Source organism: Amycolatopsis sp. NPDC003865 (assembly GCF_053605345.1).
In genome coordinates this window covers 40295-53457 of record NZ_JBSGJA010000021.1, presented here as the reverse complement: position 1 = coordinate 53457, position 13163 = coordinate 40295, and the positions used below count along the sequence as shown (strand labels likewise).

Annotated in this window: 10 protein-coding genes; 7 read left to right on the top strand and 3 right to left on the bottom strand. The window is 71.3% G+C overall.

All coding sequences use genetic code 11. The features are described 5' to 3' along the window. Positions 1 to 165: 165 nt before the first annotated feature. Positions 166 to 3018 (bottom strand): hypothetical protein, encoded by a 2853-nt coding sequence (locus tag ACWEVP_RS38155; RefSeq protein ID WP_452067441.1) that lies wholly within the window; start codon positions 3016 to 3018, stop codon positions 166 to 168. 194 nt (positions 3019 to 3212) lie between these two features. Between ACWEVP_RS38155 and ACWEVP_RS38150 the strand changes: the two genes are divergently transcribed. Together ACWEVP_RS38150 and ACWEVP_RS38145 are read left to right on the top strand one after the other, a co-directional pair. Continuing rightward, positions 3213 to 4193 (top strand): hypothetical protein, encoded by a 981-nt coding sequence (locus ACWEVP_RS38150; RefSeq protein WP_452067440.1) that lies wholly within the window; start codon positions 3213 to 3215, stop codon positions 4191 to 4193. A gap of 17 nt (positions 4194 to 4210) precedes the next feature. Next, positions 4211 to 4585, top strand: a complete 375-nt coding sequence (locus ACWEVP_RS38145; RefSeq protein WP_452067439.1) for a hypothetical protein — start codon at positions 4211 to 4213, stop codon at positions 4583 to 4585. Between the two features lie 103 nt (positions 4586 to 4688). Here ACWEVP_RS38145 and ACWEVP_RS38140 read toward each other — a convergent pair whose 3' ends face one another. Continuing rightward, positions 4689 to 6245, bottom strand: a complete 1557-nt coding sequence (locus tag ACWEVP_RS38140) for a Na+/H+ antiporter (RefSeq protein ID WP_452067438.1) — start codon at positions 6243 to 6245, stop codon at positions 4689 to 4691. A 245-nt stretch (positions 6246 to 6490) separates the two neighbouring features. Here ACWEVP_RS38140 and ACWEVP_RS38135 point away from each other — a divergent pair, with 245 nt between their 5' ends. The 5 genes from ACWEVP_RS38135 to ACWEVP_RS38115 all read left to right on the top strand — a co-directional run bounded on the left by ACWEVP_RS38135 (position 6491) and on the right by ACWEVP_RS38115 (position 10906). Further along, entirely contained in the window at positions 6491 to 8503 is a 2013-nt protein-coding gene (locus ACWEVP_RS38135) for an APC family permease (RefSeq protein WP_452067437.1), read from the top strand. A gap of 49 nt (positions 8504 to 8552) precedes the next feature. Continuing rightward, on the top strand, positions 8553 to 8933 hold the full coding sequence (locus ACWEVP_RS38130; RefSeq protein WP_452067436.1) for a DUF6153 family protein: 381 nt from the start codon (positions 8553 to 8555) through the stop codon (positions 8931 to 8933). A 59-nt stretch (positions 8934 to 8992) separates the two neighbouring features. After that, on the top strand, positions 8993 to 9532 hold the full coding sequence (locus ACWEVP_RS38125; protein ID WP_452067435.1) for a DUF305 domain-containing protein: 540 nt from the start codon (positions 8993 to 8995) through the stop codon (positions 9530 to 9532). 85 nt (positions 9533 to 9617) lie between these two features. After that, on the top strand, positions 9618 to 9980 hold the full coding sequence (locus ACWEVP_RS38120) for a BlaI/MecI/CopY family transcriptional regulator (protein ID WP_452067434.1): 363 nt from the start codon (positions 9618 to 9620) through the stop codon (positions 9978 to 9980). Further along, a complete protein-coding gene (locus ACWEVP_RS38115) occupies positions 9977 to 10906 on the top strand; it encodes a M56 family metallopeptidase (RefSeq protein ID WP_452067433.1) in 930 nt (309 codons plus the stop codon). Before ACWEVP_RS38120 ends, ACWEVP_RS38115 begins: the two co-directional genes overlap by 4 nt. 8 nt (positions 10907 to 10914) lie before the next feature. Here ACWEVP_RS38115 and ACWEVP_RS38110 read toward each other — a convergent pair whose 3' ends face one another. Next, positions 10915 to 13143 (bottom strand): heavy metal translocating P-type ATPase, encoded by a 2229-nt coding sequence (locus ACWEVP_RS38110; RefSeq protein ID WP_452067432.1) that lies wholly within the window; start codon positions 13141 to 13143, stop codon positions 10915 to 10917. Positions 13144 to 13163 lie beyond the last annotated feature (20 nt).

Sequence of the window (13163 nt, the reverse complement as noted above, 5' to 3'; positions counted from 1 at the left end):
CACGTTCCGCCGTGGTGAGGAAGCACCGGCCCGGCGCGGAGATACACCGCTGGTCCGAACAGAGCAGCCGGCGGTGCGAACCCCCTCGCCGGACAGCGCCCGGCGGCCCGGTGATCGTAGCGGCAAACCGCGGCCCGGAGCTTGGGCCGTTCGAAGCAGTTCCCGTCAAGCCACTCGTTGCCCGCGAAGCTCGCGTAACGCCTTCCGCGCGCCGAAGACGCCGGCATCGCAGGCACGGCGAAGCATGGTCTCGGCCCCGGCGAGATCGCCCGCGCCCTTACGCAGCTGCGCCAGTTTCAGCAACGCGTCGACGTGTCCGGAGTCCACCAACGCACGGAGTAGTCGTTCGGCGCCGTCGCGGTCACCGCGCTCCGCTCGGGCTCCGGCGAGCGTCGGCACGAGCTCCTTCGGTTTGGTCATCGCAAGTGCTTGGGCACGCGCGCAACGCCCGGCATTCTCGTAGACGCGAACGAGGCCTCGTAACGCCACCTCAGGAGAAGCGTTCTCCCGGACGCACCGCCGGTAGATGCGCTCGGCCTTGCGCCAGGCACCAGCCTTCTCGTGCAACTCGCCGATCTGCGGCAGAACCCAGGACAACCCGGCGTTGTAGGCTCGCCAGAACAGCGCTCTCGCTCCTTCGGTGTCTCCGGCGCTCGCACGGATCATCCCGAGCCCGCGCAGAGTATTGATCTCGCCGCAGGCGACAGCGAGCTCGCAGTACACCTCGGCGGCTTCGCGGTCGCCATCCTCCTCCATTGCCCACGCCAGCTCACGCAAAGCGTTGACGTCACCGGCTTCGACGGCGTGCTGGAAAACTTCGATGGCACGGTCGTGGTCGCTGTACATGTACCGCCACGCGAGCCCCGTGAACGCTTCGGTGTTCCCCTCCTCGAACGAACGACGGGTCAGCGCCAACGCCAGCTCGTGGTCGCCCCTTCCGGCCAGGTGGCGTGCCTGGTACTCGACGGACCGCGCATGACCGTTGCCGAGCGCCTCCTCGTACAGGTCCATCGCCGCTTCGTGCTCCCCTTGCTTCCAGAGCACGGAAGCCAGGCCCACGACGGCATCGGACCGCTCACCCCCGTCGATCGCCGCGCGATACCACCGCTCGGCCTCTTCGATGCGCTCGACCTTCTCGTACCGCCAGGCGAGTTTGACTTGAGCGGAACCGTCGCCGGACTCCGCAGCGCGTGCGAACAAGGCCAACGCGTCCTGATCGGGGAATTCCTCCTCCAGGTGTTCCGCGACCAGTACCAGGCCACGGGGGTTGCCCAGCTCCGCCGCCCGTGCCGCCAACCGCTCGGCCGCCTCGAGCCGACCCCGTTCGAGAGCCGCGCGAACCAGGACGACGCGGTCACGTGCGTTCGCGGCGAAGCGCTCGGCCGCCAGCCAGAAGCCTTCGGCCGGGCAAAGTTGTTCTCGACGACGGGAAACGACCTGTTCGAGGTAGTCCGCGAGGCGCAGGCCCTCCGCCGGCTCGGCTTCTTCGAGCAGTGAGCGACGAACGCGGCTCAACGCACCGCGCGCGCCGCGGCACGGCGCGCTGGTGTAGGCGATCACCTTGTCGAACCAGTCATCGGCGAGCAAGTCGCGCTGCAGACCGGTGAGCGCCGACTCCGCCGCCGCCGCCAAGAACTGTTCGGTGAGCCGGAATCCGTTGCCGAGACGACGCGCGTCGATCGCCGCGTCGAGCACGGCCCGCTCAGGCGGTGGCGCCAGTTCATAGCGCCGCAACTGCGCCGGGCCGCCGGCCAGGTACTGGACGACGTGCCGATCTTCGGCGTGTTCGGCGGCCTCTTCCCATCGTTCGTCGCGGCCGGCGGGCCCGGCCAGCAGCTCTGCGAGCTCCTCGTCGCTGAAGTACTCGGGGACGTCGATGCGACACCCCTCCAGCAGAGTGCGGCTCTGCTTGCGGTCGTCGACGGCTCCCGGCACGAGCGTCATCCGGATCCAGTGTTCATGCCACGCGGTGCCCAGCAGCAGAACGGGTGCGCACCCCGGATCGCGAACCAGCCTGCCGAGCGCGGCGGCCACCCGTTCGTCGGCCGCGGTGTCACCGGAGAGCAGCACATCCTTTGTTTCGTCGAGCCAAATCACCGTGCGCGGCGCGATCCGGCCCCGTTCGTCGAGGATTTCGGGGCCGGAACGAGGATGCCAGACGCGCCAGTCGCCGGGTAATCCTCGCACCGCCTCCCAGGCCGCCCTGCTCTTGCCGGTGGAGGAATTTCCGACCAAGATCGCCATCGCGCTGTCGCCGCGTCGCGCGCACTCCACGACATCGTCGAGCAGCGAATCGAACGCACGCCGGAAATACATCGGAAGAGCGCTCCCCCGCGCGGCGCGGCGAGGTGCCTCGATCGACTCGTGAACGCCGAGGGTGAGCGGGTCGGCCTGCGCGAGCGCGATCCCCACCGCCGGCATCGCCCGGTCCGGGGACCGGTAGGCCGAGAGCACGTCGGCGTCGCAGAACCGCCAGGCGACACCGTCCCCGAAGTACCGGCCGACAATGCGCGGATGGCGTCTCAGCACACTGCTGAGGTGTTCGGCGTCCCAGACTTGCTCGAACTCCAACCCGGGGTACCTGGTCCGGTAGTCGTAGATCAAGTCGCTGACCTCGGCACGCGTCCCCTTGCACGCGGTGGCGACGACGAGCCGGCGTGCGTCGAAGGGCCGGCGGCCCGCGACGAAGGTGTCGAGGGCGGTCCGCATCTGCGCGCGGCTCAGCCGAGTGACCTTCTTGGCCTGATAGGCGTACCAGGACCCGTCGGCGCCACGACCCACTACGTCGATGCCCGCCTGTTCCTGGCCGGACACACCGTAGCGCCGAGCTTCGACGAGCTCGTCGACCGCTTGCGCGACATCCAGCAGCAAGCGCTCGAAGTCTTCCCAGCGCAGGGCGTCGAACGGCAGAACCGCGATCTTCGGATCGGTCACCTCCGGGCAACTGCTGGGCGGTTCCGGACCGGCGAGATCAACGGGCAGGTAGTCTTCCGCCCAGGTTTCGGATGCGCCGGCCACCCCACTGCTCCCCATCGTGCTGTCGCGCGGGGATCGAGCCTAGCAAGCTCCGCGATCGGCGGCCTGAGGTGTGCCCGGAAGATCGCGGCACGGACTCGGGCGCATTGCGTTTCGCCTCCCCGGGGAGTCCACCTGTAACGGTTGCCCCGTTCGAACGACTTTTCCTGCTATCCGCACACACGTGAGGCAGCACCATGGAATTGCTCGAACAGTGGGCAGTGAGAACGCGCGATCCCGGAAACGTCGTGCGGACGTTGCGTGCCACCGAAAGTGTGCTCGCCGGCATCGCAGTCGAGGAGTACAGAAGAGACCGAGCACGCGAACGCGGCCGTGACCTCGATCGGCGGCGTGTGCGACGCGAACCTTTGCCGCGGTCATGGCTCGACGCTCCGGGAATCGCCGGGTTTTATGGCGTAGGCCTGTGGCTGCCCGACCGCTACGAGACACCACTGCCGGCGCTCTTCGTCGATACGAGCCTGGACAGCAGCGAGGAAGGCCGGCCACTCCGTCGCTCTTCCGAGGTTGGCGGACGAATCCGGGAGCTGAACCTGCCCGTGGCATTTTCGGATCTCGATGTCTGGGTCGTCGGCCGTACGCGTCCACGCATGCAGCACTGCTCCCCCGGCGAGGCGGTCACTGTGGCCGCGAAAACCGGAACCCTGGGCTGCCGGGTTCGCTTCCCCCGCGGTGAGCGGGGTATCACGACTGCCGGGCACACCGGATCGCGCGGCGCGAGAGCGGTTGTGGACGGCTACCGGATCGGGCGCATCGCACAGTCGATCGATCCGCGCCGTGAGGCACCGGGAACCGCGTCCGCCGACGTCGCGGTGATCAAACTCGACCGGAGGCACGAGGACGCCCTGTCTCGCCCCTTCTTCTCCTACCACTGTCCCCGGCAGGGCGAGGATCTCGTCGTCAATGTCCGTTCAGGACCGCAGGAGGTCTGGGCACGAGCGGTCAGATCGACGATCCTGCTCGATCGATCCCATGCGGCGTGGGGCAACGTGCTGGAGACCGACCGCCTCGTGAGCGAGTCGGGAGACTCCGGATCGACGGTCGAGCCGGCCGACTCGCCAGGGGCGCTCGTCGGTCACGTCGTGGCCGGCGACGCCGTCCGCACACTCGTGCAGGACCTCGACTACCAGTTGCACGCGCTCGAACTCCGACTGCGCTGACCCGAAGGGACCCACTGATGCAAGCGCTCATCTGGTTCGTCACGCTCGCCGGAGTCGCGGCCGCTCTGGCAATGCTCGTAATCGGCGTCAAACAGGACCTCACTTACGGCAAGCCCGTCCGCGACGCGGCTCGTGCGGTGCTGGAGTCCGGCAAGACCTCGGTCGAGGCCAATGCGGACCTGATCAAGCAGTCCTCCTCCGATGGCAGCAAGACACAGACGCTCGAAGCTCAAGCCAACGCTCTCGACACCCTCGGATCGACCTTCGAAGGCATCGCGAAATTCGCCACGGCGCTCAAGGACCTCGACGCCGCCACACGTGCATACCTGATATCGGTGGCGTTCCTGGTGATCGCCGCGACTACGGCCTCGATCGGATTCATCGCCGGCTAGAGCTTGCTGACCGCCGACGTCGGGCACGTCGGGCCGGAAGGACCGGCACCTTTGCCCAAAAGAGCGAGCCGCTTCTTCGCCCGCGCGGCTTTCCCCGGCCCGCTCAGTCGTCGAGCCCCGCGTGCTCGAGGTCGAGCAGCCGCTGGATCCGGCGGCGGGTGCCGTCGGTGATCTCGCCTGCCTCGAACAGCCGGGTCAGCTCGGCGGCCTCGATCGCGATCAGCTCCCGGCGCAGGGCCCGGTAGTCGACTCCGCGCAGCGGGTCGCCGGATTCGTCCTCGCCGTCGCCGCGGATGCGGTCCAGCCGGGCCTGCCAGCTCGCGCGCAGCTGGTCCACGGCGAACGCCGCGGCCGACTCGGTTTCGGCCAGGTGGTCCAGGTGGCTCAGCCCGGCCTCGGCGAGCTTGCGGCGCGCGGTGGCGTACTCCGTGCGGAGGTCGGCCGGGTCGAGCGCGATTCCGGCCCGCCGCACCAGCGGGGCCAGTGTGAAGCCCTGGACCACGAGCGTCAGCACGATCACCGCCGTGGTCAGCAGCAGCACCAGGTCGCGTGCGGGCAGCGCCGAACCGTCGGCGACGACCACCGGCAACGACAGCGCCGCCGCCAGGGGCACCACACCCCGCGCGCCCGCCCACGAGACCACCGCCGGTACCTGCCAGGAGATCCGGCCCGCCTCACGGCGTTGCCGCAGGGCCGAAAGGACGAAGACCAGCACCAACCGGGCCAGGAGCAGCGTCGCCGCGATCGCCACGGCCTGCAGCAGCCACCACGCGCCGCCGCCGGCGACCCGGCGCACCAGGGCGGGCAGCTGCAGCCCGATCAGGCCGAACACGACGCTCTCCAGCAGGAACACGACGGTCTGATAGACCGCGCCGACCTGCAGCCGGATCCGCGCGGTCGTCAGCCGCTCGGCCTGGGTCCCGAGGATCACGCTCGCCACGACCACCGCGGTCACGCCCGACCCGCCGACGGACTCGGCCAGAACGTACGCCGCATACGGCGTGACCAGGGAGATCACCGTCTCCAGCACCGGGTCCTCGGTGCGCCGCCGGATCACGAACGCGCCGAGCGCGGTCAGCACGCCGACCGCCACCCCGCCGCCCGCGAGCACGCCGAACTCCGCGAGCGTCCGGCCCCACGACGCGGCGCCCCCGGCGACGGCCAGGAACAACGCCACCCGGAACAGCAGCAGGCTGGTCGCGTCGTTGAACAAGCTCTCCGCCTGGATCAGCGCCTGCACCCGCGGCGGCAACGCCAGCCGCCGCGCCAGCGCCGTCACCGCGACCGGGTCCGTGCTCGCCAGCACCGCACCCAGCACGAACGCCATCCCGACCGGCAAGGGCGTCACCGCGACGGCCGTCCCGATCACCGCCGCCGCCGACAGCAGCACCAGCCCGACCGACAGCACCGCGACCGGCCGACCGACCGCGCGCAGGTCCCGCCACGGGAGTTCCTCCCCCGCCGCGAACAGCAGCGGCGGGAGCACGACGAGGCTGATCACCTCCGGCGTCACCTGCACGGCCGGGACGCCGGGCAGGAGCCCCACGACCACCCCGACGACGACCAGCAGCGACGGCGCCGGGACCCGCAGCCGCCGGGCGAAGGTGGCCACCACCGTCGCCACCACGACGAGGAACAGTACGGTTTCGACCCCGCGCATCAGCCGGCCCTTCCGATCCGAATCCGGATGCCGACCAGACTTCCCGGCGCGCCGCGCTCAGCCTACGCGAGCCACCCGTTCGGTGACATCCCGGACGGCGTGGCCAGGACGCGCCGGGCTGGGAAGGGGCGTTGACGCAACCCTGACGAGCCGCCCCGCCCCCTTTACGGTTTCCCTACGCGCAGCCCCGAATCTTGACGGTTTCCATATGCCGCTCCCTTCGGCGGTCAGGCACGCTGCCGTACGTGCCGGCACCCACCTCATGGCTCAAACGGCTGGTACTCGGACGGCCGTTCCGCAGCGACACCCTCGGCGAGACGCTCCTGCCGAAGTGGCTCGCCCTGCCGATCTTCGCCAGCGACCCGCTCTCCTCGGTGGCCTACGCGACCCAGGAGATCCTCCTGATCCTGAGCATCGGCGGCCTGGCGTACCTGACGCTGGCGCCCTGGGTCGGGCTGGCCGTCGCGGTGCTGCTCACCGTCGTGGTCGTCTCCTACCGCCAGGTGGTCAAGGCCTACCCCAGCGGCGGTGGCTCCTACGAGGTCGCCTCGCGCAACCTCGGCGGCTCGGCGGGGCTCGTCGTGGCCGGCGCGCTGATGGTGGACTACATCATGACCGTCGCCGTGTCGGTCGCGTCCGGTGTGGACAACATCATCTCCGCGGTGCCCGGGCTCAACGACTACCGCATCGAGCTGAACCTGGGTTTCGTCCTGCTGCTGATGGCGATGAACCTGCGCGGCATCCGGGAGTCCGGCCGCGCGTTCGCCATCCCGACCTACCTGTTCATCGGCGGGGTGGTGCTGATGATCGCGCTCGGCCTCGGCCAGGCGATCGCCGGCCACCCGCCGGTCGCCGAGAGCGCCGGCTACGACGTCCGGCCCGAACAGGCCGGGCTGACCGGCCTGGCGCTGGTGTTCCTCCTGCTGCGGTCGTTCTCCTCCGGCTGCACCGCGCTCACCGGCGTCGAAGCGATTTCCAACGGCGTGCCCGCGTTCCGCAAGCCCAAGAGCGCCAACGCCGCCAAGACGATGACCGCGATGGGCGCGACCGCCGTCGCCATGTTCGGCGGCATCACCGCGCTCGCCATGGTCAGCCACGTCCGGATCGCCGAAAACACGTGCGACCTGACCGGGTTCCGCGGCGACTGCGCCACCGACCCGCAGCGCACGGTGATCAGCCAGGTCGCCGCGGCGGTGTTCGGCGGCGACCACTCCGTGCTGTTCTACTTCCTCCAGGCCGCCACGGCGCTGATCCTGATCCTCGCCGCGAACACCGCGTTCAACGGGTTCCCGCTGCTGGCCTCGATCCTGGCCCAGGACCGCTACCTGCCGCGCCAGCTGCACACCCGCGGCGACCGGCTCGCCTTCTCCAACGGGATCGTCGCGCTCGCCCTCGTCGCCGGGATCCTGATCTTCGCCTTCGACGGCTCGACCACGCGCCTGATCCAGCTCTACATCCTCGGGGTGTTCACGTCGTTCACGCTGTGCCAGGCCGGTATGGTCCGGCACTGGAACCGCGCGCTCGCCGGCAGCACCGACGCCCGCGAACGCCGGTCGTTCCACCGGTCCCGGCTGATCAACGCCGTCGGGGCGGTCCTGACCGCGATCGTCCTGATCGTCGTGCTGATCACGAAGTTCACCCACGGCGCCTACCTGGTCGTCATCGCCATCCCGGCGCTGTTCGTGCTGATGCGGACGATCCACCGGCACTACACCCACGTCCGCGAAGAACTCCAGCCGGACGACGAGTTCGAGCTGCTCCCCAGCCGCGTCCACGCGATCGTGCTCGTGTCCACTTTGCACAAGCCGAGCCAGCGCGCGATCGCGTTCGCCCGCGCCACCCGGCCCGACACCCTCACCGCGATCACCGTCAACGTCGACGACACCGACACCCGGGCGCTGCAGCGGCAGTGGGAGCAGCGCGGGATGAAGATCCCGCTCAAGGTCCTCGAGTCGCCCTACCGCGAGATCACGCGGCCCGTCGTGCAGCACGTCAAGAACATCCGCCGCGCCAGCCCCCGCGACGTCGTCAGCGTCTACATCCCCGAGTACGTCGTCGGCCGCTGGTGGGAGAACATCCTGCACAACCAGAGTTCGCTGCGGCTGAAGGGGCGGCTGCTGTTCGAGCCCGGCGTCATGGTCACCAGCGTCCCCTGGCAGCTGCGCTCCACCAGCCGCCGCGACCTCCAGCGCGTCCGCCCGCTGCCCGGCGACCTGCGCCGCGGGGTCACGGCGCAGCGTCAGACGTCGTCGTCCTGACGCCCGGCTGCGCCGGCCCGGCCGGTCTACTATGCTGCATAGTGAGATGGTGACGGCGAACCGGTTCGGCAACGCGCGGCGGATCGTTCTGCTGTGCGCGCTGGCTTTCTGCGTCGTCGCGATGCACCACGTGCCGTCGGCACACGGGATGCCGGCCACCACCGAGACGTCGATGCACGCCGCCGAGCTCCCGGTCGCCGCCTCCGGTGACCACGGACCGGGCATGCCGGCCGGCCTGCACGACGTCCTGCACCTCTGCCTGGCCGTGCTGGCGGCCGCCGGTGCCCTCCTCGCCGCCTTGCTGGTGTGGTCCCAGCTCCGGACCCCGCTCTTCCGGCCCGCCCGGCCCCGCGGCTCACCGGCCCCGGGACGGCCGCCCGACCGAGCCGGCCGGACCGTCCTGGCTTCTTTGTGCGTGTCGCGCACGTGATCGACCCGGCTCGACCGCCGATCGATCCACGTACCCCCAAGCACGAAGAAGGAATTGTCATGCGCAAAAACGTCCTCATCAGCGGCATCGCCGTGCTCTGCGCCGTGGTGCTCGGCGCCTGCGGCAGCAGCACCGCGAGCGAGCACAACGACGACGACGTCATGTTCGCCCAGCAGATGGTCCCGCACCACAGCCAGGCGCTCGACATGGCGAAGCTCGTCCCGTCCCGCAGCACGAACCCGAAGGTGATCGACCTCGCGAGCCGGATCGCGAAGGCCCAGGACCCCGAGATCCAGCAGATGCGGACCTGGCTGACCACCTGGGGCGCCGGGCCGTCCGGCATGCCGGGCATGACCCACGAGCCGATGCCCGGCATGATGCCCGACGCCGACCTGAAGAAGCTCGAGGCCGCCAAGGGCACCGAGTTCGACGAGCTGTGGCTGGACATGATGGTCGAGCACCACCAGGGTGCGATCGACATGGCCGGGACCGAGCTGGCCCGGGGCGCCAACGCCGACGCCAAGGCCCTCGCCCGCAGGATCGTCGACGCCCAGCAGGCGGAGATCACCGAGATGCGGGGCCTGCGCACGCGGAGCTGAGCACCGGTCGCCGGGGCGGCGGATCCCGCCCCGGCGCCCCTCGGCCGCCCGCCGCGTGGGAAGTATCCTGGCCCGCGGAGGTGCCATGCTGGGTCTGGGCGAGCTCGAAGCGTCGGTGATGGACGTGCTCTGGGACGCAGCGGAGCCCCTGCGGGTCCGGCAGGTGCTCGACGAGCTCAACCGGCACCGGGACCTGGCCTACACCACGGTGCTGACCGTCCTGGACAACCTGCACCGCAAAGGCCGGGTCACCCGCGAACTGGAGAACCGCGCCTACCGCTACCGGCCCGTCGCCACGCGCGCGGAGGCCACCGCGCAGAGCCTGCGCGAGGTGCTCGACTCCGTCGACGACCGCGAATCCGTGCTGCTGCACTTCGTCAGCACCGTCACCGAAGAGGAGTCGGACGTCCTCCGCCGGGCGCTGCGCCGGAAGCCGGGGAAGCGGTGATCCTCGCGGCCGCGCTGCTGCTCGGCACCTTCGCGGTCGCCTGGTGGTCTCCGGTACCGCTGAGCAGGCTCGCCACGCGGATCGACCCCGGGACGGCGATCGCCTGGTGGCTGCTGACCGCCGCCGGGGTGGTCGCCGGGACGATCGCCGGCGTGCTGGTGCTCGTCCTGCCGGGACACGGCCCCGCCGACGCGGTCGTCGGCGTGCTCCACGGCTGCTGGTCGGCGCTGAACCACGACGACCTCCCCGGCCTCGACCCGCTGGTCGGGACGGTCGCGGGGACCGTCCTCACCGCCGCGCTCGGCCGGCTGGCGCTGGCTTCGCTGCGCCGGCGACGGAGGCGGCACGTGCTGCACCGGCGCCACCTGACCGCGCTGCGGCTCGCCGGCACCCGCGACACCAAGCCGTTGCCCACGTTGTGGCTGCCGGAAGAGCAGCCGATCGCGTACAGCCTCGGCGGCCGCCGGGCGCTGGTGGTCGCCAGCGACGGGCTCGCGGCGCGGCTGACCGACCGGGAACTGCGCGCGGTGCTGGCGCACGAGCGAGCCCACGTCCACGGCCACCACCACCTGCTCACCGGCTGGTCGGAGGTGCTCGGCCGGACGCTGCGGTTCGTCCCGCTGATGCGCGAGCTGCCGGGCGCGACGCGGCTGCTGGTGGAACTGGCCGCCGACCGCGTAGCGGCCGCGCGGTGCGGGCGCGAGCCGCTGCGGTCCGCGCTCCTGACGATCAAGGCGGTGGCCGGACCGCGGCGCGCCCTCGCGATGGCCGGCGGCGACGCGGCGATCCGGCTGAGCCGGCTCGACACCGGCTCGTCGCCGGCACCGCGGCTGACGGCCGTGGCCGGCGGGCTCGCCGCGTTCCTCGCGCCGCCGGCGATCGCGGCGGTCCTGGTGCTGGCCGGCGGCTTCGTCTTCTGCCGCTGAGCCGCGGGTCAGGCCGTCGCGCGCGAGGTGAAACCGCGCAGCCGCAGGCTGTTGCCGACCACGAACACCGAGCTGAACGCCATCGCCGCGCCCGCGATCATCGGGTTCAGCAACCCGGCCGCGGCCAGCGGCAGCGCCGCCAGGTTGTAGGCGAACGCCCAGAACAGGTTGCCCTTGATCGTCCGCAGCGTCCGCCGGGACAGCCGGATCGCGTCGGCCACCGCCCGCAGGTCGCCGCGGACCAGCGTGAGGTCGCTCGCCTCGATGGCGACGTCCGTGCCGGTGCCCATGGCCAGCCCGAGGTCGGCCTGGGCCAGCGCCGGCGCGTCGTTGACGCCGTCCCCGACCATCGCGACGACCTTGCCCTCGTCCTGCAGCCGCTTGACGACGTCCAGCTTGTCCGCGGGCAGCACCTCGGCGATCACCTCGTCGATGCCGACCTCGGCCGCGACGGCGTCGGCGACGGCCGTGTTGTCCCCGGTCAGCAGCACCGGGGTCAGCCCGAGGTCCCGGAGCTGGGCGATCGCTTCGGCCGAGGTCGGCTTGACCGTGTCGGCGACCACCAGGACGCCCCGGGCCGCGCCGTCCCACGCCACCGCGACCGCGGTGTGCCCCCGTGCCTCCGCCCCGGCCTTCGCTTCGGCCAAGCCCGCGGGCAGCGGCAGGCTCCAGTCCTCCAGCAGCGCAGTGCGTCCCACGAGGACGGCGTGCCCCTCGACGATCCCCTGCACGCCAAGGCCTTCCACGTTCGTGAAGTCCTCGGCGCGCGGCAGCTCGACGCGGTCCCCGGCCCCGCGGGCGATCGCCGCCGCGATCGGGTGCTCCGACGCGTCCTCCAGCGCGCCCGCCAACCGCAGCAGCTCGGCCTCGTCGACGCCCTCGCCCGCGTGCACGCCGACGAGCGTCATCCGCCCGGTGGTGACCGTGCCGGTCTTGTCCAGCACCACCGTGTCGACGCGGCGCGTGGACTCCAGCACCTCCGGGCCCTTGATCAGGATCCCGAGCTGGGCGCCGCGGCCGGTCCCGACGAGCAGCGCCGTCGGCGTCGCCAGTCCGAGCGCGCACGGGCAGGCGATGATCAGCACCGCGACGGCGGCGGTGAACGCGGCGGCCGGGCCGACGCCGGTGCCGAGCCAGAAGCCGAGCGTGGCCGCGGCCAGCCCGATGACGATCGGCACGAACACCCCGGACACGCGGTCGGCCAGGCGCTGCACGTCGGCCTTCCCGCTCTGGGCGGCTTCGACCAGCGCGGCCATCTGCGCCAGCTGCGTGTCCGCCCCGACCCGGGTGGCCCGCACGACCAGCCGGCCGCCGGCGTTGACGGTCGCGCCGGTGACGGCGTCGCCTTCGCCGACCTCGACGGGCACCGACTCGCCGGTGAGCATCGACGCGTCGACCGCGGATCTGCCCTCCTCGACCACGCCGTCGGTGGCGATCTTCTCGCCGGGCCGCACGACGAACCGGTCCCCTGCCGCCAGTTCCGCGGTCGGGATCCGGACCTCGGCGCCGTCGCGCAGGACGGCGACCTCCTTCGCGCCCAGCTCCAGCAGCGCCCGCAGCGCGGCGCCCGCGCGGCGCTTGGACCGGGCCTCGAAGTAGCGGCCGGCCAGGATGAACGTGGTGACCCCCGCGGCGACCTCGAGGTAGATGTTGCCGGCGCCGTCCGAGGGCGCCACCGTCAGCTCGAAGGGGTGCACCATCCCCGGCGTCCCGGCCGTGCCGAACAGCAGCGCCCACACCGACCACGCGAACGCGGCCAGCACGCCCATCGACACCAGCGTGTCCATGGTCGCGGCGCCGTGGCGCAGGTTCGTCCAGGCCGCCCGGTGGAACGGCCACGCGCCCCAGGTGACCACCGGCGCGGCGAGCGTCAGCGAAATCCACTGCCAGTAGGTGAACTGCAGCGCCGGCACCATGGCGAGCACGACCACCGGCACCGCGAGGACCACGCTGGTGACCAGCCGCTGCCGCAGCGACCGCGTCGGGTCCGCTTCGGCCACTTCGTCCACTTCGGACTCGGGCTTCGCCGGCCGAGGCAGCGTCGCCTGGTAGCCGGCGGCTTCGACCGTGGCCACCAGGGTGGCCGGGTCGACGCCTTCGGGGGCGCGCACGTGCGCTTTCTCGGTGGCGTAGTTGACCGAAGCGGTGACGCCGTCGAGCTTGTTGAGCTTGCGCTCGATGCGGTTGGCGCACGACGCGCAGGTCATGCCACCGATCGCGAGTTCGATCTCGGTCATGATCGGCTCTCCTTCCGCGG